The following is a 23,492-nucleotide window of genomic DNA, read 5'->3' as shown; positions in this document are numbered from 1 at the left end:
AAGAAAAGATCGCTGAATGGAAGAGGAGATAACAATGACACCACCATCTATTTGTATGATAGGAGCAGGATTTCACGCCACAACCAATATTTATCCATCTTTGATCGAGGCAGGCGCGACGATCAAGGCTGTGGCAACCAGAAACATCGAGAATTCCAAGAAGACCTTGCTTCGTTTCGGCAGTACAGGGAATGCTTATGACCATCACATCACGATGCTTGAAGAGGAAGAGTGCGATGGAGTGATTGTTGTTGCCCAGCCTCAAGATCAAGCACGACTCGTAATGGATTGTATCAAATCAGGAAAGCATGTTTTTGTTGAAAAACCACTCGGAATGACAAAGGATGAAGCTCAGGCCATAGCCGATGCGGCAGAGGAAGCAGGAGTTCAGGTCATGGTCGGCTTTATGAAGCGATACGCACCGGTCTACAAAACCCTTCATACTCTTATCCAGGAAGAAGAACTGGGTGCTGTCCGATCGTTCGAAGCCCGCTTCGCTGTTGACAGTACTCCGTTTTGTGAAAACGACGAGCAGTATTTGAAATTCGCCGCAATCCACATAGTCGATCTTCTCCGGTACTTGTTTGGGGAAGTAAGGAACGTGAAAGGATTCAAGAACAGTGTGGGACCACATATTTCACAATGTTTAACCCTTAAGTTTCAAAATGGAATTGTCGGAACGGTTTTCCTAAGCGGAATGACCGCCTGGTCCAGAGAAAGCGAAAGGCTCCAGGTCACATTCGATCACGGTTTTGCGGAAGCAGTGGAAATCGAAACCCTTCGCATTCACGCATCCCAAACCTTTGAAGACCTTCCATGGAAAGGATTAAAGGAACAGGATACGGTCTTCACTCCATCTGCCTCCCCTATGTCTGGTACCATGAGGGACTTGTATCTTAGAGGATTTACAGGAGAAATGACACACTTCCTCGCGTGCTGTGAAGGAAAGGTAACTCCTATTTCCAACGCGAGAGACAATGTCGGGACCATGTCATTATGTGAAGATATCCTTAAGGCATTAGAATCGTAAGAGCCAAGAGACCTGTCCCCTTGGCTTTCCCTCTCTTAGAATTGGGACCCATCTGTCCTCATTTATCTGCTTTTTGAAGGGCAAAAGTGTTAGATTGTCTATTTTTAGCTGGAATCAGTTCCCGGAATAGTATGTTGGAGTGGATCTAGAGCCCAATGTCTCATGGGGATTCTCGATTTGATCCAATTTCGGCGAGATTTAATCCCTATTGATGATTATTAATCCCGTTCAGATTTTTTTAATCCTCTTTCCGAATTATTCATCCCCTTTTTAAAATAATTAATCCTCCGTGTCGAATTTTCTTTGAATCTTCACGCACACCATGAGTCAAAAGCATCTCTTCTCAACGGATCATTCCATCTGGTATGCTATCAGATATAGAGAAATCACCACCTAAGAAGGAGTCCCTTACAACCATGATTTCATTTTTTCTTACTGTGAAACGACTAGTCAAAGCGTTATGGCAAGCTTTTAAACTTAAAAACTTTCAAGTTCTTTTTACATTGGTTCTCATTCTTTTATTTTCAGGCACCACCTTCTATGTGAAACAGGAAGGACTATCCATCATCGACGCTCTTTATTTTTGTGTGGTGACCCTAAGCACCATCGGGCATCCCAGCTTTGAACCTCAAACCACCTTTGGGAAAGTGTTCACTATCCTCTATATCTTTTGCGGGAATGGAGCATTCATTGGTTTGATTGGGTATGTCGCGTATGCCATGATTCAGAAACCGGAAAAGAAGAAAAGGAATGCCAGGGAGTGAATGGCATTCCTTATTTGTTTCTCTTCAGCAGATATTCAGTTCGTCCTATGACAAAAATAAGGACCACAATACCCTGTTTCATGTGTTTGAACGTAAGTCCAGTTAAATTTTTTATCAACTACATAAACATCCTGTTCATCCATTAAGTCATCCACGCTAAGCCGCGAGGCATTTTCGAGAAGTAGAGCATAATCCGAATGCTGATAAAACACGTAACAACCCTTCTTTGGCTGCTGACGAAACGCATCTTGAGCCTTTTCTCTTTCCAAACACTCTTTCTTTTCATAACTAAACACATGCCAAAGATAGCCACAGAAGCTTCCATCATCATGAAGAAAAATCGATTCCTTATCTTCATCGCTAAGATGAGACACAAACGCTGCTTCCCATTTCTTACGTAAGTAAGGCCCCCACTTGGGAATTTCAATGCTCTTCATGTTTCGATCTTTCAATCTTTCGTACAGATCTTTCATGTTGTTCCTCCAATTTTCAAACCAATCCGAAAGCATTACACCAGAACCGGCCCATGCTCAAAACTTCAAAATCGAGTATACCTTTAAGTCCTTATGTTCTCCTTTCACATACATTGCCTTTCTGCTTATCCCTTCGAAAGACATCCCTACCTTTTTCATCACGCCCTCGGAACCTTTGTTTTCTAAAAAGCACCTCGCCTGAATACGAACCAAGTTCATACGGTCAAAACCAAAAGAGATGATGGCCTCAGCTGCTTCGGTCATTAACCCCTTGCCCCAGTATTCATGAGATAGGACATATCCCATTTCGGCACTATTGTGTTCTGACTGCCACCAAACAAAGTGAACGGTCCCAATAAACGTTCCATTTTCTTTAAGCTCAATTCCCCATAATGCATCATATCGAGGTAAAAACGTTTGGATAAACCGAACGGTATCTGATAGTGAAGAATGAGTATCCCACGTGACAAGTCTCGTTACTTCTCCATTCGAAGCATATACATACATATCTTCTGCATCATCCTCTGTGATTTTTCTAAGGATGATGCGTTCCGTCTCGATTTTAGGTACATCCGGAAACTTTTCTAAAATTTTCATAGATTCACCGCTTTATTGATAATTTACTCTTATACATTATGTATACCACAAACCTCTGCTCAATTGTTCTGTCTTTCCATCATGCTGTATCTTCAGGAAGCACTAGAACCGTCCCCCTGCTCCTTTCTCTTTTGGCATTAGATTGATTGGATATGTCGCGTATGCCATGATTCAAAAACCAGAAAAGCAAAAAAGGAATACCAGGGAGTGAATGGCATTCCTTTTTTGACTCAATCTGATTTTAGCTCGACTTATGGGTGAAATAAGGACCGAACTCCCCACTATCATGCGTTTGTACGTACGTCCAGGTGAACTCTTTATCGACAATATACACATCCTCTTCATCCAGTAAGTCTTCCATTCGAATCCCCGACGCGTTTTTCAGGAGAAGAACATCGTCTTTTAGTTGATAAAACACAAAGCATTCTTTTTTTGACTGTTTTTGAAAATACTGTTTGGCCTTCTCGCCAACAAAACGATCGGTTCTCTCATAACTAAACACATGCCAAAGAAATCCGCAGGAGTATCGGTCACTATGAAGAAAGATCGATTCCTTTTCTTCGTCGTTCAGGTGGGACACAAACGTCTCTTCCCACTTCTTCAATAGGTAGTTGCTCCATTCGGGCATTTCAGTGACCTTCATATGACGAGCGGTCAGTCTATCGTACAGGTCTATCATCTTCGTTCCTCCGTTAACTATGCGCTTACTCAAACTCCAACGTCACGCCGTCCCCATTCTCTTCATCGGCTTTCATGATGTTGACGGTTTGGATATATCCCTTCACTGCTTCATCCCCATGGGTCATCGATTTCTCTGAATCTGCTTCCTTTAATACTTGAAGTCCGGCCAGTTCATCCAGATTGCCGGCTTGTTCGATTAATTGCTGCTTGATTTCTTCCTCCTGCCCGGCAGGTTCAAAGAGTAATTCAAGTTTATAGCGGGTCGATGTATCCGGTCTTTGAAGGGTTTTCGTTGCAAGGGCTCCACCCTCTTCAACCGAGGTCCCAATCCCCACAATATTTGCAGGTACTTCATTCAGTGTACCGGCAGTATGACCTTCAATGTCTTTAACCGTTGCATTTCCTTTATAAGGCTTCAGACTAATCGTCAGTAAGGTATCAGCCGGTAAGTCCGTATTACCTGACAACACCATATTCTCTCCATTCAGTGTAAGAGACGCATCAATGTTAAACGCTGGTTCTTCTGGCTCTTCCTGAACGACTTCCTCCTGCTCCTGAACGTCCGCTTTTTGCCGATGTTCTTTTTGAATTTCCTTTTGCTCCGCGTTTTGGGCGAATGGATCAAAGACAACCCTGCAGGCCGTTAGGAAGAAACAGGATGAAACGAGTAAAACAAAAACCAATCTATTTCGACACATTCCATTATCACCTTCGACACTATTTTCTGAATCGTGTTTACTATTGAATGTCTTTATTGTAGCATGAAACTAGTAAAAAATGTAATTTTACCAGAGTTAGGAAGGTGGACTTCCATGATTAAAGCATTACGTGCGCCTCTTCATTTTGCAATTGTGTTCATCGGTTTGTTTCTACTCAGCGGAATCAGCGCTTTATTGGATTATGATACAGAGCTTGTCATCAACGTGGGAGCCTATGGCCTTCGTTTATGGCAGACGATACTTGAACTCGCTTCCCCCTCTTCTATCATCGTGCTGTGGGGCGCAGAGGATAAACAATACGGGATGTTCGACATTTTTCTCAAGACCTATCCGTATTCGTTTAGCCTATTGTTCATCTCATTTGCTGTCGCCATCCTAATTTCGGTTGTCGTGAGTTACCTAATGATGCTTATGCCGAGAAGGCTTTACAGGGTCTCAGAAAAAGTGGTCAACATCCTCGACGGAATACCGGATGTATTCCTCGTCGTGTTGTTCCAGCTGTTCATCATTTGGCTGTTCAAAAAAACAGACTTCCTCTTATTCGACATCTATACGACCGGTGAAGAACAGATTTATATGCTGCCCATCATTTGCCTCTCGTTTCTGCCCGTCGTGTTTTTAGTGAAACAATTCTTATTCCAGCTAAAGGAAGAAGAAAGTAAACCTTATGTAGAGTTCTCCTTTTCTAAAGGGTTCAAAAAGAGCTATACGATCTGGTTCCATGTGTTCCGGAATGTGTGGATCCACTTCTTCCTGCATTTGAAGCCGATCTTTCTTCTCATGCTTTCGAACCTGCTTGTCATTGAGGTTTTATTTAATATTAAAGGCTTCATGACGGTTCTGCTCAGAACGGCAACGTCGTCATCGCCGGCGTTTTTCATCGGGATGCTTCTGATTTTCGTCCCGTTTTACATCGTATTTACAATCGGGTCACTGCTGTTGAAGAAATGGCTGAAAGGAGGAGAATACCATGTCTAGGACACTCGTCAAACGGTTGGCTTTTCCTGTGTTGATCATCTTCGGTCTCCTTGTGGCAAGCTTTTTGATTCCATTCCTGAACCCTGACTATGATAAAATCACCCAATATTTAATGGATGACAACAATAAGGTGACGGCTGCACCGCCCTTTACGCCTGAAGAAATGCCGCTACTCGGAAGTGACCGTCTGGGCCGGAATTTCCTGCTCCTCCTGATTGCCGGTGCAAAATTCACGATTTTCGCTGCCCTTTTCATAGCAGCTCTCAGGATGATTTTTGGATTTGGATTCGCCCTTCTTTATACGTTTTTACCCGGTTCATTCACCCGCACATTGAAAGGACTGGGAGAAGCGTTTCAATACCTTCCTCTTGCCATTGTCGTGTTTGGGCTTTTAGCACCGTTAGAGGGGGCTTTCCAGGGAGACGCCCTCCCATCCGGCCGCTACTTTTTTATCCAACTAGCCGGGATCGCGGCCATCACGATTCCCTCTTTAGGGATCTATCTGGGAGAAGAAATGAAACTCTTTATGAAGCAGGAATTTGTTGATGTCTCGAAGACCATGGGCGCGGGCAGGTTTCACCTTATCCGGAAACATCTCCTGCCACAATTTCTGCGTCACTCCATCGTGTTATTTTCCGAACAGGTATCACAGGCCCTTTCCCTGCTCATTCAACTCGGTATTATCTTAATGGCTCTTGGTGGAATGAAGGTGGCGGAATTTGCTATCGGTCCTTTTGAACCAAGCAACCCGGTTTATTTTTCAGAAACGAATGAATGGGCTGCCACCATCAGCATGAACATCCAGCAAGTGTTCACCACTCCCTTGCTCGTGGTCGTCCCGTTGATTCTATTCTCCATCCTGATCCTGAGCATCAATTCCATCAGCACCACGTTAAAGAAGGTGTTGATTGATAGTGATCTTCCTTTTCAAAAAGAAGTGAGTGGAGAAAAGAAGGCCAACGAAAAAGTGGTACGTTCAGAGGAATTGTTTACGTTTAAGGGGTGAAGCCAAGAAGCACGGGGACGGTTCCTGTGCTTCCCTTTTTGATTCAAATGAAGCATTAGAACCGTCCCCCTGCTTCTTAAATATCTCGCGAAGAGAGCCATGGGGACAGGTCCCGTGGCTCTTTTTCAGGTTAGATGGACTTCGGGACCGGAAACAAAGCGATGAAATGTTCGAATTGGGATCTACCTGTCCTTTTTTAACTGCTTTTTGAGGGGGAAAGATGGTAGATTGTCTATTTCTAGCTGGAGTCGGCTCCTGGAAGGGGATGTGGTAATGGTTTGAGTGTGCAATACCCTACAAGGATTTTCGATTTGATCCAATTTCGTCGAGATTTGATCCGGATTGAAGATTATTAATCCAATTCAGAATTTTTTAATCCTCTTTCCGATTTATTAATCCCTTTTTTAAATAATTAATCCCTTGTGTCGAATTTTCTTTAAACCTTCTCACAGATTATGAACCAATAGGAAAGTATGATGACCACAGCCTTACACATCACGCGAATACCGCAACGATCGATACTCCCCCTCCTCATTCCCATAAACAGGCTGCTCCCTCTCATACCCAAACCCCTTCGCTTCGTAAAAAGGAATCCCTTTCTCGTTCCCTTTTTGCACAGACACCCATTGCTTGTTGGCATGGAATTCTTCTTTCTGCTGTTGAGTGATGGCCTCTAACAAGAGCGTCCCGATCCCTTCATTCCGCCTGGTTGGATCCAAGTATAGGACAAACAGTTCTCCATCGGTCTCACCGATCATACCACCTCCACCAGCGCCGATGACTTCATCGTTTTCAACGGCTACAAAATATCCTCCCCAATACCGGTCCGATGTTGTGACTTCGTTCAGTATTCGTTCATCGTTATAAAAATCTTCTATCACTCTTTCAATATATTCTTTCGTGTAGATATCGCGGTACGTTGCCCAATAACCATCAGAGCAGACTTTTTTTATACCTTGTATGTGGCTAGGGTTTGCTTTATGAATATGTATCATGATCCATCCTCCATTTCTACTTCAATAAAAGCTGAACAATTTTATCTATTTGTTTCTGATTGATCTTGAAAAAATGATCCCTACTATCACTGGAAATCAACGTTTCATTTGTATCGAATCCTTCGTGAAGAAATAAAACTTCCTTAGTCTCCTTATATTCCAGTTGAAGTTTGTAGGTTAGCTGCACAACAAGTTTATAATGTATATTGGTCATTTTATTCGACCGATTCAAAATGCCCGTGACGGTTGCGATGATTTCTTGATCGGTAATCTCTTCAGCCCCCTCAAATGTTTCATCGTACTCTTGTATGCTTATGCTTTTTACTCCGGAAAAACCGTTGTATAACATGGAATAGCTGATAAAACCAAAAAGAATGATAAAAACGAAAGTCAGTATTGTCCTTTTCATTGATCTCCCCCAAGCACACTCCATTTATCCAATTATTTCAAATTACCTTTGCCATATCCACTTATTTCTTCACAACTTCATCTAGTGATAACGTCACATAAAATGATTCTGAAGGTACAGGCATAAAGATTCATCTTTCTAAAAATACCATCGTTTACAAAATATTAACTTGTTAGAAGGTTATTCCATCCCCTATCATTCAAGTAGAAGCGAACACACTATATGCCATTCCTCATAAAAAAAATCATTTCTCACTGCCTGACTACATGGTTGTACTATGAACCTTCCATTCTCTAAAGGAATGAAAGGTTGATATAAAAAAATACATACAGGAGGCTTTCCCATGCTAAAGAAATCGATGTTGATTGTTGTTGCCCTACTTCTCTCGTTCGCTTTATCCCTGCCATCGGCGCTGGCATTCCCGCCTGGCACACCGTCGAAGTCCACAGCCCAGTCTCAATTAAATGCTCTTACTGTAAAATCAGAAGGTTCCATGACCGGCTATTCCAGGGACAAATTCCCTCACTGGATTGGCCAGGGTAACGGTTGTGACACCCGCCAGCTAGTCCTGCAACGCGACGCCGATAGTTACAGCGGCAGTTGCCCTGTCACATCAGGATCATGGTACAGTTATTATGACGGCGTGACGTTTACCGATCCGTCCGATCTTGATATCGACCACGTCGTTCCGCTTGCCGAAGCATGGCGTTCCGGTGCCAGCAGCTGGACGACACAAAAGCGCGAAGACTTCGCCAATGACCTAAGCGGCCCGCAGCTGATCGCCGTTAGTGCCAGCTCCAACCGCTCCAAAGGCGACCAGGATCCATCCACATGGCAGCCTCCTCGTTCCGGCGCAGCCTGCGGATACTCAAAATGGTGGATCAGCACGAAATACAAATGGGGCTTAAGCCTGCAGTCTTCAGAAAAAACGGCCCTTCAAGGCATGCTAAACAGCTGCATCTACTAATGTGAATAACGGAAATGCCCGTACGATCAGCTCGTACGGGCATTGTTCATATCCAGAATGGAGGGATACATATGGAAAAGAAATCAACTGTTTTTACGGCAACTCACGGGGTCATGACGTCTGAGGTCGGTGTGATCAGCGGGGAGCTTGAACTGGTGACGACCTGTGATGAGGATGGTGTGCTTACACTCGAAATCACCTATGTTGGAGCAGAAGAATGGTATTCGTTGCCCGGTGATGAATATAAGTTGCACGATGTGCGGGATCATGAGGTTGTGCATAAGATGCTGGCTGCTGTGTTGGAACGTCCATAACAAAGAGCCGCGGGGAACCGCGGCTCTTTTTCAACATTGTGCCAAGGTACCTGTCCCCTTGGCCCTTTATTTACTTCTTCTCCATCACCGCAAAATAATTATCTTCATCATCAGCAAAGTTAAATACTCTGCCAGCAGGCATATTGACAATTTCCCCTACTTTGATTTTCTTATTGGAAAGATCAGTATACAGATCATCGAAACGATCGGTGAAAAACATTAAGGAAGGCGTACCAAGATTGACCCCAGCTGACATCTTTGCCACGAATTCCTTGTTGTGCAGAATGATGCTTGTTTCGGCGTCCTTCGGGGCCACTTCAATCCATCTCATTCCTTGACCGTTATCTTCCTCAGCTTTTACTACAAATCCTACTTTTTCCGTCCAAAAGGTTACTGCCTCATCCTGGTTATTGACGTATAACATAATTTGACCGACTTTATTAATCATAGATTTTCGACCCCTTTAAAATAAGTTCATTTATTTATTTTACGATTTGAAGAGCTTCTTCCAAACGATCCCACGTTTCAGTGATTCCCTGTATCATTCCCATGTCCATAACGGTCTTAAGAGCGTCTGCCGATGAGTACACAGAACGGCTGACCAGCTTCGTCTTGCTGCCCATATCAATGAATTCAAGCGTCACTTCTGTTGATGGCATGTCTTCATTCGTATGGCCTTCTGCATCCGAGAAAGCATCGATGTAGACGATCTTTTCCGGCTCGATGATTTCTTGATAAACACCTTTTCCCCAAGATTCCATCCCGTAGAATTGACCCTGGCTTTGATCCACGCACTTCATGCAGTAGTGCCAGACACCGCCAGGACGGAAATCCACTCGGCATACCGGCAGCTCCCAGCCTCTTGGTCCCCACCAGTTCTTGAGATGCTCCGGTTCTTTGAACATCGAGAACACCAGGTCACGCGGTGCGTCGAAAACCCTCTCCAGCACTAGTACCCGGCTATCTTCTACTCTCGATACTTGATTGTTGACGGACATGTCGTTTCCTCCTCAGATTGAAATGTACATATGTGAAAACGTGATGGCTTTACCTTCAATAGCCCTGTAAAAAAAAGCAACCGATTGTAGTATTCTTCAGAGAATCCGTAACTCCTTCTTTCTTTCTAACTATGTTTCATTTTTCATACATACGGCTGCTTCATGAACAACTTCCGGCTATTCTTCCTCCACTTCCTTTCGCTGTACTTTGTGCAGGTAGTCCTCCAATCGGTCAAATCGTTCATTCCAAAGGTGTCTATACGATTCCACCCACGTATCCAACTCTTTAAACGGCTCGGGTCTTAGCTTGTAGTATCGTCGATTGGCGATTGGTTGAACTTCGACTAGCCCTGACTGATTCAATACTCTGAGATGCTTCGAAACTTGCGGCTGGTTCATTCGTAGTTTGTCGGTGATTTCCCCCACTGTAAGAGGGCCATCACGCAGAAGTTCGACTATTTGCAGGCGATTTGGCTCGGCGAGAGCAGTTAATATGGTTTTCATATATATAATATACTCCGAAAGGAATATTCCCGTCAAGGAATATTTAGAAAATTTTCAAAAAAGGGCAAAAGAACCATGGGGACAGGTACGGTGGCTCGTGGGACAAGGTACCTGTCCCCACGTCCCAGTTCATGTTCCAAATGAAAATGGAGCATATTATGCATAGGAGGTGATTCCATGGACAATAAGAAAAAGGAGAAAGACATAGAGAAGCACCGTATATTAGAGAACGAAAATCAAAACGATCGACATAATGAAAATGCGCGAGCAGCAGCTGAGCTTGAACCAGAGGCGCAGAGGATGAGTACCGATCATATATAGAGAAAAAAACCAGATCCACATGGTTCTGGTTTTTTTCTGTTACGTCTATGCCAGATAAGGTGAAAGTGCATCATGACTATATTGACCAGCCGCCTCTTGTTTCACTTCCTCCATGATGCCATCCATTTCAGTGATCAATGCATGTAAGGATTCTTTCACTGTACCATTTTCAAAAAGCTCAATGGAAGTGGGCAGCTCATCTTCATCTAAAATGGCATACCTTCCATCTGGATACACTAATACGTCCAAAATTAAATCTTCAAACGAAACCATCTCAGACGTAATTTTTGTATTTTTCACCAAGTTAAAGTACGCGCCCAGGAATCCTCCATCGCGGCTTCTCCAAAAATACACATTGTACGGTCGATCTTCCCAATAATAAGCTACGGTATAACTTCCTTTAGGAATCGTTATTTCACCCTTTTTACTAACTATGGAAAAAGGCGTTTCGATGAGATGAAAAAGCTTCGCCCTTCGATCCTGTGACTCTAATACCTTACATCTATAATCCACAACGTCTAAAGTATATTTAATCTTTCTTTCCAGAATATCTTTCATTTTCAACAACCTTTACTTAGTTTTGGGAAGCAGTAGAACCGTCCCCGTGCTTACCAGGTCGATGATATTTCAACTTGGAGAAACATATTAGAGAAGCATAACATTCAAATCCTGAAAGGGATACCGATACCCGGGTTCGAACCGTTTGAGTTCAGAGCCCCTTTTGGAAATTGGGTGGAAATGATACAAGCGGTTTGAGAAGCGGGGGAGAACCACTCCCCCGCTTTCTTTTGCAAAAGTTAAATCGAATCCGTCCCTGATCTTCCAAAAATCCCATTATTTCCCGACTGTCTTTTGTTTATTTTTCATTCCAAGTGGATATTGAATAGTAAGAAATCAAACCATAGAAATGAGGTAGTGAAAACATGCGGGAAAATCATGATCAAGTAAATGGAAAAACAAAGCAGGCAAAGGGAGATTTGAAGAAAGGGCTAGGCAAACTGACAAACGACGATTCTATGATTGCAGAAGGAGAACGCGACAAGGATAAAGGGAAGATTCAAGAAAAGGCTGGAGATGTGAAGGAATCCTTAAAAAAGAGTTGGTAACAGCCAGAAAGCGCGGGGGCTCTTCTCGCGCTTTCTTTTACGTCAAAATGAAGCAGCAGAACCGTCCCCCATGCTTTCCCTACAAATACTTCCTCAACCCTGCCTTCGCCTCATCGCTCGCAAAAGCAGCCTCCACACTGTTCAAATAAATCTCCCGATAATCCTCCTCACTCATCGCAAACTCACCCCAGACCAACTCACATTCCTTGGTCATCGTGGTATCGGACACCGTTCTGTTGTCTGTATTGATGGTGATCTTGATTCCGTCTCTGTGAAAATCATACAAAGGGTGATCGCAGAACTCTTCGACGGCTTTCGTCTGAACATTGCTCGTTGGACAGATTTCAAGCACAATCCCCTTATCCTTTACAACCTGATACGCTTCCGGACAGTCCGTAATATAGACACCGTGCCCGATTCGTTCTGCACCCAGCCATTCAACGGCCTCTAGCACATTTTTTCCGATTCCCGTTTCGCCGGCGTGGATGGTGACTCTGTAGCCGTACTCTCTCGCAAGGGCAATGGGTTCAATGAATTTACCACAGAATCCTGCTTCTTCGGATGCACATAAATCAATGGCGACGACTCCTTTTCCAAGGAAGCCCTTCCCCTTTTCCACAACCTCAAACGCACTTTCAGGCGACATCGTTCTCATACAACACAAAATGATATTTCCTTTAATATCAAATTTCTCTTCCGCTTCTTTCATCCCTTCAATGACACTTCCAATGATCTCTTCTACCGATAATCCTTTTTGTGTATGAAGCAACGGAGCGAACCGGACCTCCATATATTTCACCTGTTCCCTGGCTGCATCTTCATAAAGCTCATAGGTGATTCTTTTTAAATTTTCCTTTGACTGCATTACAGCATTCGGGATCGAGAATTTCTCCAAGTATTCATCCAATGATTCACAGTCTAATGGGGCAATCAGTTCTTCTTTGATCTCTTCTTTATCAAACGAAGGAATGTGGATACCGTCCTTCTTTGCTAGTTCAATGATCGTCTCGGGTCTGACACTCCCATCCAGATGGCAGTGCAGTTCAATTTTTGGCATTGTAGAATAATTCATCGTTGGACCTCCTCAATTTTTCTATAAAAAAAATCCTGATTACGAAGAAAATACAAATAACAGTACCTTCTTCGTAATCAGGATTTTTTGGTTCCTGGTAGAGACCCCCAACCCATATTGTTGGAGTTATACGAATGTGAGAAACATATGATGTTTTTTATTACGATAATAAAAATCGGTTGGAATGTCAAGGGAAGCGCGAGGACGGTTCTCGTGCTTCCCTTCAGATTAAAATCGAAGCAGCAGAACCGTCCCCATGCTTCCCCCTTGCTTCCTCAATTAATCTGCGACATATAGTCAAATGCAGTGATTCCATAGATGCTTTTAAAATGTTTGTTTAAGTGAGTGAGATCAACAAATCCACATTCAGCGACGGCTGTATAAATGTCACGATCCTTTTCGATGATCTGCTTCGCACGTTCTACCTTGCAGGTCAGATAGTATTGATAGGGTGAAATTCCGGTGTGGGCTTTAAAGGCTCGGATAAACTGATAGTTTGATAGCCCCAACTCTTTACATACTTCGTTAAGTGAGAGCACCCCTTCTACGTTAGTGTGAAGCATACCTTTCGCTTTTCGAATAAATGCGTTATCTTTCTTATACTCTGTAGTGAAACTGGTTGGAACGAGGCTGTCTGTCAGGGACAATAGTAATTCACTGCAGTATGCTTCGTCCTTTTCTCTTAATATGGCATGAGCAAGGTTTACGACTCTCTGTTCAAGCCTTTGGTTATACACAATCGGAGTTGTAAAAAGGACAGGCTCCTTTTTCTCACTCACTTCCAGAAGCAGCTCAGGATCGATGTAGAGCATGATGTAATCAAGTCCCCTGGCATCATGCGCCCTTCCATCATGTGTCTGTTCCGGATTGAAGAGCATCACCCCGCTTTGATGGGACAATTGAACACTTCCATTCAGTTTATACTGCTGTATCCCCCGCAGCGTAACCCCAATCGCATACTCTTGATGAGCATGGTTTTTATATGAGAAATCCGTAAAACTGGCCGATAGTGCCGTCACACCGGCCGATTTTTTATAAATGAATGACTCCATTCCATTCGCCCCTCCGTTCACCTTACAACCAGATCATGACGCCAGAATAAGCTAAAAACAAGGCCATCAGGACATTCACAACCTTACTATGATGCTGTAAAAACCGCTTGAAGATGGTACCGAATAAGACCCATGTGATAAATGCGGCAAACCCAATACACGTGATGGCAAATACCCCCATGCTCACAGCAGGCATAGCTGTATAGTGAGGCAAAATAAAACTGGGGATGACCGTCATGGTGAATAAAACGACCTTTGGGTTTAAAAACTGCATGAGGAATCCTGATATAAAAGTTCCCGTTTGCGCTACCGTTTTTGAACTGTCGGCGTTGTATAGTTGATACGCAAGATAGAACATATATATACTTCCGATCATCTGCATGACGATTAATAGTTTGGGTATGACCTCTATTAGTAAAGAGTTTACCACAGCAGAAATGACGAGCAATAGACCGAAAGCGATGGTGGCTCCATACGTATAGTCCATGGCCTTTTTAGCTCCAAATCGATGCACGGTGGACAATATGACGATATTGGTGGGCCCGGGTGTAAATGTCACAATCATACAATAGAGTAGGAAAGATGCCATATTCATGAGGACAACCCCTTTCAGAAATGTTTCTGATGTCATAGTACAACAATCCTTTTGATGGCTTATAGTATATTATTGCAGGATGCGTTTGCTTCCTTTAACCTCAAGGCATAGAATAGCACCGCCCATTCCCCCAAAAATATGGGTAGTCTCGTCGACCCTATGTCGTTATATAATAAGTTTTGAAGAAATCATTTGATTACTCAAATAGCAGGAGTAGATATCATGAACATTCGAAAGGCAACACCAGAAGATGAACCTGTCCTTAAAGAATGGTTAAACAATCCGGAGGACTGCATGCTTGTCACCGGAAGGCAACCCTATTCATCCGATATGTTCCATAGCTGGTATGAAGAACCTGATCAATTCGGATTTATGTTAATGGAAGACTCAAAAAGCGTTGCTTATGGTGAGATATGGGTGGATGAGGAAGAAGAAGATCTGGAGCTTGCCCACTTGGTGGTTGAACCTTCTTTACGAAATAAAGGCTTAGGCAAACAATTAATAAAAGCACTTCTTGAAAAGTGTAAGGACTATCCATATGAATGGGTGTATATGAGAATAGAGCCCTTAAATAAACAGGCGATTCAATGCTATAAAGGCGTGGGATTTGTAGAAGATCCCAGTCTACGATCGTCTTTTAATGGTAGATGGATATGGATGAAAAAGAAGAACATCGTGTCATCTTGATGATACGATGGGCAATGGTTTTTGACTGCTATTGCCCCATTGTTCCCCCTATTTTACTAGAGTCCCGTCGAGCTCGATCAGCACCTGGGTACCTTTTCCATATCGACATAAAAGCCATTGTACCTGTCCCCCTGGCTCAGCCCAACCTTTCCCTCTCTACCCCTCGCTCTTCATTATGTTAAAATATAATTGGAAACCACAGTAAAAGGAGAGATCTTGAGTACATGATCGATCAAGTGAAACTAGAATACAAGAAAGTAATCTGTGATAAAGTAATGAGTCAAAAGCAAGAGCTTATCGTTCAAAAAGACAATCTGAGAGTAAGCGAATATAGTAATATAGAGTCGAGGCTTCATAGTTGGCGTGAGGATATCATTGAGATTTATGCAAAATCAATTGAAAGTGGCTTAGACCCGGCCTTCGAACATTTACAAGAGTGGGGATCGGAAGCCGTCGATACACTTGTTAATTTCAATCTTCCATTGGAGATTGCTCTGGACGAGGTGAGAGATTACCGGAATTTAATCGGGCACATTATCAAAGAGGAAGCGTCGAATATTAACTTATCAATCGACCAATTCTATGACATGATTTCAGATTTTGACGCCGTGGTGGACAGGGCCGTCCATTGGCTGAGCATGTCGTATACAAGAAGATTTTATACACGGATCAATGCTGCCGAAGCGACAGCATTAGAACTATCGATCCCGGTGATTAAAATAACCGATGTAGTCGGTATCCTCCCCTTGATCGGGGACATTGACACCGAAAGAGCCCAAGAACTAATGGATAAGGCTCTCTCTAAAGGGAGCGCCTTATCCTTAGAGTACATGGTGATTGACCTATCCGGTGTTCCGATTATTGATACGATGGTAGCAGACCGCATCTTCAAGGTTGTGGATGCCCTATCCCTGATCGGAATCAAAACCATCCTATCCGGAATCAGACCCGAGATTGCCCAGACCATGACCCATCTCGGAATCAATAGCTCAAGAATCCCCGTCACCTCCAGCCTCCATATCGCCCTGGAGAAATTTCTAAGCCAAGGGGACAGGTCCCTCGGCTCCATATAAAAAGAAGCACAGGAACGTTTCCTGTGCTTCCTTTATTCTCAACTATTCTCAACGCGAAGCAGAAGAACCGTCCCCATGCTTCCCAAACGTCACCACAAACCGGCAACCGGCATCATACCTCTCATCCAACTCAATCGATCCGCCATTTTGCTCGATGATTTTCTTGGCAATCGCGAGCCCGAGTCCCGTTCCTCCGGTCTCACCATTTCGGGAATCATCCATCCGCACGAATGGTTCGAATATCTTTTCCTGGTAGTCGACGGGGATTCCACTTCCCCTATCTTCAATGATCAATACGGCCTGATTCTGTACCTCTTGTAGTGAAATGAACAGGTAACCATCACTGTACGTCATCCCGTTTTGAAGAATGTTCGTAATCGCCCTCTCAAGCTTCAAAGGATCAAACGTCACCATCAAAGGAGATTCGGTGATATCCAATTGGTACTCCAACCCTTTTTCCTCGAACTCTTCCACAAACGAAGACAGCAGGGTCCGGAGCCATTCGGCCATATCATGCACTTCAGGAGAAACGGCGTCATGCTCCATATCCAGATGGGACAGGTCGAACAGGTCATGAATGAGCCGGTTGGCTCTCTTGCTGTTTGATACGATAATGTCTGTATATTTCTGCTGATCCGCTCGACTCAGATGCTTGAAGCTATTTAACGTTTCAGCGTAGCCTTGTATATTGGTCAATGGCGTTTTCAGATCGTGGGAAATGTCCAGGATGAGCTGCTTCCTCAACTGCTCGGACCTTTCCTTCAATGCGATTTCCGTGCCGATCGTCTGTGCCATTTGGTTTACCTTGCTTCTGAGCTCATTCAATTCCTGATTCGCCTCGAACACGATCTTCTCTCCATAATTCCCTGATGAAATCGAGTCGATCCCCTTCAGGAGCTTTTGAATCGGCTGAATGAGCTGGACAGAGGTTCTCTTCACATACCAATACAGGATGGCCATCAGGCACACCATGAAGAAGAGGATCGTGAAGAAGAACACATCGTCTAATTGGATAAAATCATCTGCGGGAAAATAGAGCAATAGATACTCTTCCCCTTTTTCAGGTATAAATAAATCGGTATCGTACGTGTCAGTATGCTTAAGAAATGCATTCAACCCATAGCTAAACCCTACCTTGTGGGGACTGTTGAATTGGTCGATTACTTTATAATCGGTACTGACGATTTCAAGATACGCATAATCCGGCAGCTCATTCTCCTTGAAGGCTGCTTTTAACCCAGATTTCTTCGCATCTTTATACATCTCTTCTAGGAAATCTTGATCCAGGTCCTCATAGACGGTCTCCACGTACACGTAGTTCGCCAAGAGGGTGATCGTCCCTACTCCGAGCAGGATGATGAACAATAAGGCATAGTTGATAAAGAACTGTCTGCTAATGGATACGGACTTCTTAAGGAGAATCGGATTAGTCTTCATGGTCCTCCATCCGGTACCCTAGACCTTTTACCGTCGTGATGTATACAGGTGATTTAGGATCGGATTCGACCTGCTCCCTGATCCGGCTGATATGGACCATGATCGTATTGCTGTCACCGATGTAGTCGGTGTTCCACACAAGCTCATACAGCTGTGCTTTTGTATACAATCGGTTTACATTTTTCATAAAAATCGATAGCAGCTTGGTCTCCTTCGGGGTGAGTAAGAGCCGCTCCCCGTCCTTGGTCACCGTTTGATTGGTGGGATCATATTCGAGGGCTCCGTTTCGTATGATTCCTTCTTGTTCCGACACACTGTAATCCGTATAGCGCCGAATCTGGGCATTCACTCTTGATACCAGTTCCACCATACTGAATGGTTTCACCACATAGTCATCGGCCCCCAGTCCAAACCCAAGCACCTTATCCGCATCATCGGCCCTCGCCGTCAGAAGCATGATCGGAACCTTACATCTTTTCCGTACTTCCTTTATTACCTGAAACCCGTCCATCTTCGGCATCATCAAGTCCAGAATGAGAAGGCTCGGCCGCTCATCCCTGCACTTCAACATCACTTCTTCTCCATTATAAAACTGCTCGACCCGATACCCTTCATTCCGCAAATGAAGGGTGATCAATTCGTTTATTTCTACATCATCTTCTGCAATATATATTAACTCTGACATACGCTTACTCCCAGTCTTCTAAATTCTAATTCTATTTTACCATGAAAGCTGCGGCGATTTTTGAGATTTATCGTTAATTTAAGGTTGCCTTAAGGTTGGCGTTACATAAATTGTGTACAATGAATGAGTTAAAGGTCAGACTGACCAATTCCAATAAAATCGTTATAACGGGTGGGGAAAGAATCATGACCAAAGAACTGAATGACTACATATTAAAAGGACATTTTGAACAAGCCAAAATAAAAACAAAAGAACTTTCTTATTCAGAGCTTGATGAAGAACTAATGGATATTGCCTTCCAGGATTCAAGCATAGCGAACTATTCCTTCATCATGAGTTTACTAGTTGAAAATGAGACCGTACAGTTACATGAAATGGCGTTTCGATTGATGGTAAATCCACTAAGCTACCTGGATGGTGCCTATTATGCCGCCCTCTATCATGCAAGGCGGTGTATTGAATTGACCAATCGACAGGAGGTTGGCTACCTTTCCAATCTCTTATTTCTGCATATGATACCGGATCAAGTGGTGGACGAAGAGGAAGCGTATGAAACGGCAAAAGAGATCCTGATGTTGGATCCTGATGATAAGCTAGCGAAAGACTTTTTAGATAGACGATAGATGCAGTGAGATTTATTATGGGAGTGTCAGTATGAGGATTAAAATCATTTGTTCCATTCTAGTAACGGTTGGCCTACTCTTTGCTTATATTGCAACGAAAAGCAATGATTGGGAGAATACACTTGGTTACTCTTTTGTTGCAATCATTGGATTTGTGGATGCATATTTATTTTGGAAGCACAGGGACGGTTCTCGTGCTTCTTAGATGAAATGGAAGAATCGAAAGGACCTCTCAACATAGTAAGTAGTTCAGATAATGTGGAGAAAACTTATAATCGCGACTCAAATGACATACGTTTTCGCAACGTAAATAACAATGCAATTAACACACCAAAAAGCTTGGGACGGACATCCCAAGCTTTTTGGTATTCAATATGTTGTTCTTATTTAATTAAAGCCACAGTTAATCGAAGGACAATCAATCATTTCCCCAACCTTCTACCAAATTCCTTACCTAGTATTGTTCCAATAAATGATGAAACGGATACAAAAACTAATAAGAAAAAATACCCCATAATACTCCAACCATCTGTAGTAAACAAAGATGTTATAGCTAAAATGAAGGACACAACAGTTAAAATGGCACCAGGCAAAACGTGATGCTTTTTAGTTGGGTTTTTCTTTATTAAATATGCCGCTAATACTGAAACAAAGATTGTTATACTGATGAATATGACAAGAAAATACTTCATCAAACAAATCCCCTTTCACTGTTTAAAGGAATTTGAGTTTCTGTTTCCAAAAACAGCACTTTATTATTAGACGGATATTCGATTGTTTAAGTTTCATATCTTTTTTTATAACAAAACGAAAAATCATGCTAGTAAGGATATCATACATTTCAATTATTCCTTGTACCACAAATCTCCATTTTCAATCCCTTTAACCTAAATACCTACTACAATATAATTCATCTTCCGGAACTGGAATATTGTTTGAACGTGGGAAACAGAATTTAGCGAGAACCTCCAGTTTGACGGGGTACTCTACTTGTACATCTTTACAAAGCACTACTTTGAGAGGAATCATCGGTCCAAATGGATCAGGTCCCATCAGTACACCAGTAGTACTGCAGAGAACTTGGTAGGCTTTGACTTTCAGGTTATCATTTGAGATTCCATTTGGTACACACAGCATGATTTCATCAGAGAATTGGGTGCGGACCGTAAACGAACATTCTTCTACTCCATCAATGAGAATGGACACGGATACCGGTACTGTCCAGACGATCAGTACCTTTCCCGGGTTTCCGTTTTCCAGGATGGTTGCCGTGCTCTGCACTTCACTCGGATCTGAAGGAGTACACTGAACCTCTACTCTTTGACCAGCTGCCAATGCTGCACTAACAGCTGCACCGCAATCTGCGTCTGGGATGAAGTTCTTATTCTCATACTTGTTTGCAAAGAACACCCAGTCATATACTTTATTCACGAGAATACATTCTGGAGTTAAATCATTGGGGTCTAATGGAAGTGAAGAAGGGGTAGGCGTAGGGGTCTGGGAACCCCTGATAGGTTTACTCTTGTTCAAAAAAATCCTTCCTTTCAATTAAATGAATATAATTATACTCTATATCCTATGAACCATATCAACTGTTGTATAGCATAAACATCATGCTCGGGGTAATTTTTTGACTATTCCCCGTTGATTGAAAGATGAATGAAAATAGGCATAGTTTTATAGGCTATGAGGTAGTTCTTCCTATACATTTTACATAAAATGGTATAAATAACAGAGATTGATTCAGATTCAAGAACTCTATGACTGAATTTCAATAGGAAATAGAAGGAGATGCAGTGATAGGGTCTTTCTTGAGTGTTATTTAAATCTTATCAATATAGGAGTGAACGACATGAAAGAACCATCTAGAAATGGTTTACCCAAGTTAAGAAGAGCAACATCTTATCAAGTGAATCAAAGCCTTTATCCAGAAGGTTGTGATTTCTTCCCTTATAATTGTGATTGTCCTCCTGGGCCTGCAGGACCTCAAGGACCGACAGGAACTTCTGGAGCACCAGGCCCTCAAGGAGAGACAGGGTCACAAGGGGAGCCAGGACGTCCGGGAGAGCCAGGAGAACCAGGAGAGGCGGGACCTCAGGGTGAGACAGGGCCTCAGGGAGAACCTGGCCTACCAGGTACAGGTGCTATTATTCCCTACGCATCCGGACTTCCAGTTGAATTAACCACTGTTTTAAATGGACAAGTCGGTACAACCAGCCTGGTTGGATTTGGGAACAGTGTGACAGGCGTTACTCTTCTTTCAACTGGTCAAATAGATCTTACCGGAGCCGGAGGAACCCTACTAAACTTTGCGTTTTCAGTTCCCCGGGATGGGATCATTACTTCGATAACTGCATACTTTAGTGCCACTGCTTCCGTAACCCTTACGGGGGATGCGACGATCAGAGCACAGCTATATCGATCATCCAACCCTTCTACTAACATCTTCGACCCAATTCCCGGAACTCTTGTAATCTTAACCCCAACGATTCCGGTACCTATTATTCCACCTATTACGATTGCTGATATTAGTAGGGGAGAACTCTCATTAGCCGAAACAGTCGCTCAGGGCGATAGGCTATTAATGGTGTTTTCTGCGACCGTGACGGGAGGAACCAATTTGGTTGGTTCTGTTCTAGGATATGCTAGCGCTGGGGTTGCTATTAGCTAGTCTTGAAGCAGGGGGACGAAGCAGCGGGACGGTTCTTATGCTTCCTAGTTGAAATTGAAAACAAGAAAGGACCTCTCAACATCGGGAGGTCCTTTCTTACACTATACATTATCTTTCTATTCTCACTCGTTTCCATATAAGAACACTAAACATCACACTTGTGAGGATATAGTAGATTCCTATAATCGACAAGGCGTCGGTTAACACGGGCCATAGACCATTTCCTTGTATGACAAATCCCCATAATAAAAAGCTCGTAATTAGAAGGAGTGGGAATATGAGAAAGTATCCGAGGAAGTATAGGTTTTCTTTTTGTTTTTCCATCGTGATCATCCTTACAGTCGGGAATGAATTTCTAACACTACAAGTCTGTCAAATAGCAAAAATAACAGTAAAACATATTGTTTAATAATGGTAAATCTGAAATAATTAATCAACGATTCGTTCATTTTGAACAGGTTAGTATATCAATCGAAACAATAAAATGCCGTCTAAATATTTTATGTATGACATTGTGTGAAGGAAGGCGAAACGAATTGAAAAACCAGTTAAGAAAATCGCGAACAGATAAGTCTATAAGTGGGGTTTGCGGAGGTATAGCGGAATTTTTCGATATTTCTTCTTTGGGCGTAAGGTTAATATTTCTCATTTTACCTGCTAATGTACTTATATACATCATTCTTGCCAATACAATGCGAGACAGCCCCCCGTCATTGTAATAACTTATTCCATGATAATAGGGATTGCTGAATAGGTAATCCTACTATCTTCCAGACTCACCTCATCACCATATAAACAAAATTCAACCTTCATCTCCGTTTTCACTGGATGGGTCAATGTGTTTCTTTTTCATAATCAAAAAGCCCCAAACAAAATATATAACACCAACTCCCATTGTAAGGTACATCAATACATTAAAAATATCTGGTGTGAAAGATACATAAAAGGAAAAATCTTCTTCACTCCATGTACCACTATCTGCGCCGGCTATAGCAGCCGCAATGTATTTGGTACTATAAAGAATCGTAGTCATAAGGAAAAACATAGAACCAATCAGTTGTTTATTCATAATATTGATTTCTCCTCCATTTTCCTTCCCACTCTCAGGGTCCACTGCAAGAACTAAAAATCTATTAAATAGCAAAAATAAAAGACGTAATACTCAACGAAAAAAAGAGACTAATGAAAAACGAAAGTGCCCAATGTTCTTTATCTGTCAGCTTCAAAAGGATATTTAAGGATGAACTAATGGTAAAACAAACTATGAATAGAAATAGGACGATTAAAAGTATCGGCATCTCTTTCCTCTTTTCTGTAGATCAAATGATTCTAGTTCAAATAATAAATTACCATACAAAATCAGAGGATTCCGCTGAATATCAGAACATTAATTTTATTTAAGTTTCAAGAAGCACAGGGACGGTTCTCGTGCTTCTTTTCCGTCAAGACAGAACAGCAGTAATTTTAAGGTTGCTTTAAGGGTGGAATGAGGAATGTGCTGTACAATTATTAAGTAAATGGTCATGGAAATATATGAACTTGGAGGAAGACGTGTTGTTTTTTAAAAAAGACGAAAATATGAATATGAATAGTGTTAATACGGCATTTCAGAGTACATTTATATTTTGGGGAGTTTCCCTTTTTATTAATTCTCTCTTCGAAATGGTTCATAATAAACCGTTAATAAGCAGTTCATTTCTTATTTTATCTGCAGGATTAATCATTTTTTATTGTA

General features: G+C 42.5%; 32 protein-coding genes and 1 riboswitch. Of the genes, 14 read left to right on the top strand and 18 right to left on the bottom strand.

The genetic code is table 11. The annotated features are described in order from the left end of the window. Positions 1-34 precede the first annotated feature (34 nt). Positions 35-1,030, top strand: coding sequence for a Gfo/Idh/MocA family protein (locus ACIGG7_RS02975; RefSeq protein ID WP_397548745.1), 996 nt, complete (start codon positions 35-37; stop codon positions 1,028-1,030). A gap of 416 nt (positions 1,031-1,446) precedes the next feature. After that, entirely contained in the window at positions 1,447-1,794 is a 348-nt protein-coding gene (locus ACIGG7_RS02970; protein ID WP_397548744.1) for a potassium channel family protein, read from the top strand. 35 nt (positions 1,795-1,829) lie between these two features. Here the strand turns inward: ACIGG7_RS02970 and ACIGG7_RS02965 are convergent, their stop codons facing one another. The 4 genes from ACIGG7_RS02965 to ACIGG7_RS02950 form a co-directional block, all read right to left on the bottom strand. Next, entirely contained in the window at positions 1,830-2,267 is a 438-nt protein-coding gene (locus ACIGG7_RS02965) for a DUF4275 family protein (RefSeq protein WP_397548743.1), read from the bottom strand. 57 nt (positions 2,268-2,324) lie between these two features. Next, positions 2,325-2,864 (bottom strand): GNAT family N-acetyltransferase, encoded by a 540-nt coding sequence (locus ACIGG7_RS02960; protein ID WP_397548742.1) that lies wholly within the window; start codon positions 2,862-2,864, stop codon positions 2,325-2,327. 241 nt (positions 2,865-3,105) lie between these two features. Further along, on the bottom strand, positions 3,106-3,540 hold the full coding sequence (locus ACIGG7_RS02955; protein ID WP_397549085.1) for a DUF4275 family protein: 435 nt from the start codon (positions 3,538-3,540) through the stop codon (positions 3,106-3,108). Positions 3,541-3,568: 28 nt separating this feature from the next. After that, complete coding sequence (locus tag ACIGG7_RS02950; RefSeq protein ID WP_397548741.1) at positions 3,569-4,243, bottom strand: hypothetical protein; 675 nt, start codon at positions 4,241-4,243, stop codon at positions 3,569-3,571. A gap of 114 nt (positions 4,244-4,357) precedes the next feature. On the opposite strand from ACIGG7_RS02950, the gene ACIGG7_RS02945 reads away from it, so the two are divergent. Next, positions 4,358-5,242, top strand: a complete 885-nt coding sequence (locus ACIGG7_RS02945) for an ABC transporter permease subunit (RefSeq protein WP_397548740.1) — start codon at positions 4,358-4,360, stop codon at positions 5,240-5,242. Beyond that, complete coding sequence (locus ACIGG7_RS02940) at positions 5,235-6,248, top strand: hypothetical protein (RefSeq protein WP_397548739.1); 1,014 nt, start codon at positions 5,235-5,237, stop codon at positions 6,246-6,248. Before ACIGG7_RS02945 ends, ACIGG7_RS02940 begins: the two co-directional genes overlap by 8 nt. 488 nt (positions 6,249-6,736) lie before the next feature. On the opposite strand, the gene ACIGG7_RS02935 is transcribed toward ACIGG7_RS02940, so the two are convergent. Further along, entirely contained in the window at positions 6,737-7,243 is a 507-nt protein-coding gene (locus tag ACIGG7_RS02935) for a GNAT family N-acetyltransferase (protein WP_397548738.1), read from the bottom strand. Between the two features lie 16 nt (positions 7,244-7,259). Beyond that, positions 7,260-7,652, bottom strand: coding sequence for a cell division protein FtsQ/DivIB (locus ACIGG7_RS02930; RefSeq protein ID WP_397548737.1), 393 nt, complete (start codon positions 7,650-7,652; stop codon positions 7,260-7,262). Positions 7,653-7,995: 343 nt separating this feature from the next. On the opposite strand from ACIGG7_RS02930, the gene ACIGG7_RS02925 reads away from it, so the two are divergent. Together ACIGG7_RS02925 and ACIGG7_RS02920 are read left to right on the top strand one after the other, a co-directional pair. Beyond that, positions 7,996-8,619: an HNH endonuclease family protein gene (locus tag ACIGG7_RS02925; protein WP_224942449.1), complete on the top strand. Its 624-nt coding sequence runs from the start codon at positions 7,996-7,998 to the stop codon at positions 8,617-8,619. Positions 8,620-8,690: 71 nt separating this feature from the next. Continuing rightward, positions 8,691-8,933: a hypothetical protein gene (locus ACIGG7_RS02920; RefSeq protein ID WP_397548736.1), complete on the top strand. Its 243-nt coding sequence runs from the start codon at positions 8,691-8,693 to the stop codon at positions 8,931-8,933. Positions 8,934-9,003: 70 nt separating this feature from the next. Here the strand turns inward: ACIGG7_RS02920 and ACIGG7_RS02915 are convergent, their stop codons facing one another. The 3 genes from ACIGG7_RS02915 to ACIGG7_RS02905 form a co-directional block, all read right to left on the bottom strand. Then, entirely contained in the window at positions 9,004-9,381 is a 378-nt protein-coding gene (locus tag ACIGG7_RS02915) for a VOC family protein (RefSeq protein ID WP_397548735.1), read from the bottom strand. A gap of 34 nt (positions 9,382-9,415) precedes the next feature. Then, entirely contained in the window at positions 9,416-9,931 is a 516-nt protein-coding gene (locus ACIGG7_RS02910; protein ID WP_397548734.1) for an SRPBCC domain-containing protein, read from the bottom strand. A 177-nt stretch (positions 9,932-10,108) separates the two neighbouring features. Continuing rightward, positions 10,109-10,435, bottom strand: a complete 327-nt coding sequence (locus ACIGG7_RS02905) for an ArsR/SmtB family transcription factor (RefSeq protein WP_224942445.1) — start codon at positions 10,433-10,435, stop codon at positions 10,109-10,111. Between the two features lie 177 nt (positions 10,436-10,612). Between ACIGG7_RS02905 and ACIGG7_RS02900 the strand changes: the two genes are divergently transcribed. After that, the gene (locus ACIGG7_RS02900; RefSeq protein ID WP_397548733.1) at positions 10,613-10,756 is read left to right on the top strand and encodes a hypothetical protein; all 144 of its coding nucleotides are present in this window, start codon (positions 10,613-10,615) and stop codon (positions 10,754-10,756) included. A 45-nt stretch (positions 10,757-10,801) separates the two neighbouring features. Here the strand turns inward: ACIGG7_RS02900 and ACIGG7_RS02895 are convergent, their stop codons facing one another. Continuing rightward, positions 10,802-11,314, bottom strand: a complete 513-nt coding sequence (locus tag ACIGG7_RS02895) for a DUF402 domain-containing protein (RefSeq protein ID WP_397548732.1) — start codon at positions 11,312-11,314, stop codon at positions 10,802-10,804. A 365-nt stretch (positions 11,315-11,679) separates the two neighbouring features. Between ACIGG7_RS02895 and ACIGG7_RS02890 the strand changes: the two genes are divergently transcribed. Then, a complete protein-coding gene (locus ACIGG7_RS02890) occupies positions 11,680-11,862 on the top strand; it encodes a CsbD family protein (protein WP_397548731.1) in 183 nt (60 codons plus the stop codon). 79 nt (positions 11,863-11,941) lie between these two features. Here ACIGG7_RS02890 and add read toward each other — a convergent pair whose 3' ends face one another. From add to ACIGG7_RS02875, 3 genes are all read right to left on the bottom strand, one after another. Next, positions 11,942-12,934 carry an adenosine deaminase gene (gene add, locus ACIGG7_RS02885; protein WP_397548730.1) on the bottom strand — a complete coding sequence of 331 codons (993 nt, stop codon included), beginning with the start codon at positions 12,932-12,934 and terminating at the stop codon, positions 11,942-11,944. A 54-nt stretch (positions 12,935-12,988) separates the two neighbouring features. Continuing rightward, a riboswitch (purine riboswitch) is annotated at positions 12,989-13,088 on the bottom strand. Between the two features lie 121 nt (positions 13,089-13,209). Beyond that, entirely contained in the window at positions 13,210-13,986 is a 777-nt protein-coding gene (locus ACIGG7_RS02880; protein ID WP_397548729.1) for an AraC family transcriptional regulator, read from the bottom strand. A 22-nt stretch (positions 13,987-14,008) separates the two neighbouring features. Continuing rightward, positions 14,009-14,581 (bottom strand): LysE family translocator, encoded by a 573-nt coding sequence (locus tag ACIGG7_RS02875; RefSeq protein ID WP_397548728.1) that lies wholly within the window; start codon positions 14,579-14,581, stop codon positions 14,009-14,011. Between the two features lie 222 nt (positions 14,582-14,803). Between ACIGG7_RS02875 and ACIGG7_RS02870 the strand changes: the two genes are divergently transcribed. Together ACIGG7_RS02870 and ACIGG7_RS02865 are read left to right on the top strand one after the other, a co-directional pair. Beyond that, complete coding sequence (locus ACIGG7_RS02870; protein ID WP_397548727.1) at positions 14,804-15,268, top strand: GNAT family N-acetyltransferase; 465 nt, start codon at positions 14,804-14,806, stop codon at positions 15,266-15,268. Positions 15,269-15,492: 224 nt separating this feature from the next. Then, entirely contained in the window at positions 15,493-16,341 is an 849-nt protein-coding gene (locus tag ACIGG7_RS02865; protein WP_397548726.1) for an STAS domain-containing protein, read from the top strand. Between the two features lie 48 nt (positions 16,342-16,389). Here ACIGG7_RS02865 and ACIGG7_RS02860 read toward each other — a convergent pair whose 3' ends face one another. Continuing rightward, positions 16,390-17,778, bottom strand: coding sequence for a HAMP domain-containing sensor histidine kinase (locus tag ACIGG7_RS02860; RefSeq protein WP_397548725.1), 1,389 nt, complete (start codon positions 17,776-17,778; stop codon positions 16,390-16,392). After that, a complete protein-coding gene (locus ACIGG7_RS02855) occupies positions 17,768-18,463 on the bottom strand; it encodes a response regulator transcription factor (protein ID WP_397548724.1) in 696 nt (231 codons plus the stop codon). The genes ACIGG7_RS02860 and ACIGG7_RS02855 overlap by 11 nt, the downstream gene beginning before the upstream one ends. Positions 18,464-18,558: 95 nt before the next feature. Between ACIGG7_RS02855 and ACIGG7_RS02850 the strand changes: the two genes are divergently transcribed. Both ACIGG7_RS02850 and ACIGG7_RS02845 read left to right on the top strand, forming a co-directional pair. Further along, positions 18,559-19,086, top strand: coding sequence for a hypothetical protein (locus ACIGG7_RS02850; protein ID WP_397548723.1), 528 nt, complete (start codon positions 18,559-18,561; stop codon positions 19,084-19,086). Positions 19,087-19,117: 31 nt separating this feature from the next. After that, the gene (locus ACIGG7_RS02845) at positions 19,118-19,291 is read left to right on the top strand and encodes a hypothetical protein (RefSeq protein ID WP_224942426.1); all 174 of its coding nucleotides are present in this window, start codon (positions 19,118-19,120) and stop codon (positions 19,289-19,291) included. Between the two features lie 217 nt (positions 19,292-19,508). Here ACIGG7_RS02845 and ACIGG7_RS02840 read toward each other — a convergent pair whose 3' ends face one another. Together ACIGG7_RS02840 and ACIGG7_RS02835 are read right to left on the bottom strand one after the other, a co-directional pair. After that, a complete protein-coding gene (locus tag ACIGG7_RS02840; protein ID WP_397548722.1) occupies positions 19,509-19,778 on the bottom strand; it encodes a YesK family protein in 270 nt (89 codons plus the stop codon). Positions 19,779-19,968: 190 nt separating this feature from the next. Continuing rightward, a complete protein-coding gene (locus tag ACIGG7_RS02835; RefSeq protein ID WP_397548721.1) occupies positions 19,969-20,616 on the bottom strand; it encodes a BMQ_0737 family morphogenetic spore coat protein in 648 nt (215 codons plus the stop codon). A gap of 322 nt (positions 20,617-20,938) precedes the next feature. Between ACIGG7_RS02835 and ACIGG7_RS02830 the strand changes: the two genes are divergently transcribed. Continuing rightward, entirely contained in the window at positions 20,939-21,757 is an 819-nt protein-coding gene (locus tag ACIGG7_RS02830) for an exosporium glycoprotein BclB-related protein (RefSeq protein ID WP_397548720.1), read from the top strand. Between the two features lie 506 nt (positions 21,758-22,263). Next, positions 22,264-22,476 (top strand): PspC domain-containing protein, encoded by a 213-nt coding sequence (locus ACIGG7_RS02825; protein ID WP_397549084.1) that lies wholly within the window; start codon positions 22,264-22,266, stop codon positions 22,474-22,476. An 83-nt stretch (positions 22,477-22,559) separates the two neighbouring features. Here the strand turns inward: ACIGG7_RS02825 and ACIGG7_RS02820 are convergent, their stop codons facing one another. After that, positions 22,560-22,826, bottom strand: coding sequence for a hypothetical protein (locus ACIGG7_RS02820; protein ID WP_397548719.1), 267 nt, complete (start codon positions 22,824-22,826; stop codon positions 22,560-22,562). Positions 22,827-23,492: the final 666 nt, after the last annotated feature.

The sequence above is a fragment of the Rossellomorea sp. NPDC077527 genome, from assembly GCF_044542955.1.
GTDB classification, from domain to species: domain Bacteria; phylum Bacillota; class Bacilli; order Bacillales; family Bacillaceae_B; genus Rossellomorea; species Rossellomorea aquimaris_E.
Note: the sequence above shows the minus strand (reverse complement) of the source record. Positions and strands in the feature narration are given on the sequence as shown.

What these genes read in the sequence shown, in the direction of transcription:
- ACIGG7_RS02975 (WP_397548745.1), top strand. Translation starts at nt 35, where the DNA reads ATGACACCACCATCTATTTGTATGATAGGAGCAGGATTTCACGCCACA.
- ACIGG7_RS02970 (WP_397548744.1), top strand. Translation starts at nt 1,447, where the DNA reads ATGATTTCATTTTTTCTTACTGTGAAACGACTAGTCAAAGCGTTATGG.
- ACIGG7_RS02965 (WP_397548743.1), bottom strand. Translation starts at nt 2,267, where the DNA reads ATGAAAGATCTGTACGAAAGATTGAAAGATCGAAACATGAAGAGCATT.
- ACIGG7_RS02960 (WP_397548742.1), bottom strand. Translation starts at nt 2,864, where the DNA reads ATGAAAATTTTAGAAAAGTTTCCGGATGTACCTAAAATCGAGACGGAA.
- ACIGG7_RS02950 (WP_397548741.1), bottom strand. Translation starts at nt 4,243, where the DNA reads ATGTGTCGAAATAGATTGGTTTTTGTTTTACTCGTTTCATCCTGTTTC.
- ACIGG7_RS02945 (WP_397548740.1), top strand. Translation starts at nt 4,358, where the DNA reads ATGATTAAAGCATTACGTGCGCCTCTTCATTTTGCAATTGTGTTCATC.
- ACIGG7_RS02940 (WP_397548739.1), top strand. Translation starts at nt 5,235, where the DNA reads ATGTCTAGGACACTCGTCAAACGGTTGGCTTTTCCTGTGTTGATCATC.
- ACIGG7_RS02935 (WP_397548738.1), bottom strand. Translation starts at nt 7,243, where the DNA reads ATGATACATATTCATAAAGCAAACCCTAGCCACATACAAGGTATAAAA.
- ACIGG7_RS02930 (WP_397548737.1), bottom strand. Translation starts at nt 7,652, where the DNA reads ATGAAAAGGACAATACTGACTTTCGTTTTTATCATTCTTTTTGGTTTT.
- ACIGG7_RS02925 (WP_224942449.1), top strand. Translation starts at nt 7,996, where the DNA reads ATGCTAAAGAAATCGATGTTGATTGTTGTTGCCCTACTTCTCTCGTTC.
- ACIGG7_RS02920 (WP_397548736.1), top strand. Translation starts at nt 8,691, where the DNA reads ATGGAAAAGAAATCAACTGTTTTTACGGCAACTCACGGGGTCATGACG.
- ACIGG7_RS02915 (WP_397548735.1), bottom strand. Translation starts at nt 9,381, where the DNA reads ATGATTAATAAAGTCGGTCAAATTATGTTATACGTCAATAACCAGGAT.
- ACIGG7_RS02910 (WP_397548734.1), bottom strand. Translation starts at nt 9,931, where the DNA reads ATGTCCGTCAACAATCAAGTATCGAGAGTAGAAGATAGCCGGGTACTA.
- ACIGG7_RS02905 (WP_224942445.1), bottom strand. Translation starts at nt 10,435, where the DNA reads ATGAAAACCATATTAACTGCTCTCGCCGAGCCAAATCGCCTGCAAATA.
- ACIGG7_RS02900 (WP_397548733.1), top strand. Translation starts at nt 10,613, where the DNA reads ATGGACAATAAGAAAAAGGAGAAAGACATAGAGAAGCACCGTATATTA.
- ACIGG7_RS02895 (WP_397548732.1), bottom strand. Translation starts at nt 11,314, where the DNA reads ATGAAAGATATTCTGGAAAGAAAGATTAAATATACTTTAGACGTTGTG.
- ACIGG7_RS02890 (WP_397548731.1), top strand. Translation starts at nt 11,680, where the DNA reads ATGCGGGAAAATCATGATCAAGTAAATGGAAAAACAAAGCAGGCAAAG.
- add (WP_397548730.1), bottom strand. Translation starts at nt 12,934, where the DNA reads ATGAATTATTCTACAATGCCAAAAATTGAACTGCACTGCCATCTGGAT.
- ACIGG7_RS02880 (WP_397548729.1), bottom strand. Translation starts at nt 13,986, where the DNA reads ATGGAGTCATTCATTTATAAAAAATCGGCCGGTGTGACGGCACTATCG.
- ACIGG7_RS02875 (WP_397548728.1), bottom strand. Translation starts at nt 14,581, where the DNA reads ATGAATATGGCATCTTTCCTACTCTATTGTATGATTGTGACATTTACA.
- ACIGG7_RS02870 (WP_397548727.1), top strand. Translation starts at nt 14,804, where the DNA reads ATGAACATTCGAAAGGCAACACCAGAAGATGAACCTGTCCTTAAAGAA.
- ACIGG7_RS02865 (WP_397548726.1), top strand. Translation starts at nt 15,493, where the DNA reads ATGATCGATCAAGTGAAACTAGAATACAAGAAAGTAATCTGTGATAAA.
- ACIGG7_RS02860 (WP_397548725.1), bottom strand. Translation starts at nt 17,778, where the DNA reads ATGAAGACTAATCCGATTCTCCTTAAGAAGTCCGTATCCATTAGCAGA.
- ACIGG7_RS02855 (WP_397548724.1), bottom strand. Translation starts at nt 18,463, where the DNA reads ATGTCAGAGTTAATATATATTGCAGAAGATGATGTAGAAATAAACGAA.
- ACIGG7_RS02845 (WP_224942426.1), top strand. Translation starts at nt 19,118, where the DNA reads ATGAGGATTAAAATCATTTGTTCCATTCTAGTAACGGTTGGCCTACTC.
- ACIGG7_RS02840 (WP_397548722.1), bottom strand. Translation starts at nt 19,778, where the DNA reads ATGAAGTATTTTCTTGTCATATTCATCAGTATAACAATCTTTGTTTCA.
- ACIGG7_RS02830 (WP_397548720.1), top strand. Translation starts at nt 20,939, where the DNA reads ATGAAAGAACCATCTAGAAATGGTTTACCCAAGTTAAGAAGAGCAACA.
- ACIGG7_RS02825 (WP_397549084.1), top strand. Translation starts at nt 22,264, where the DNA reads ATGACATTGTGTGAAGGAAGGCGAAACGAATTGAAAAACCAGTTAAGA.
- ACIGG7_RS02820 (WP_397548719.1), bottom strand. Translation starts at nt 22,826, where the DNA reads ATGAATAAACAACTGATTGGTTCTATGTTTTTCCTTATGACTACGATT.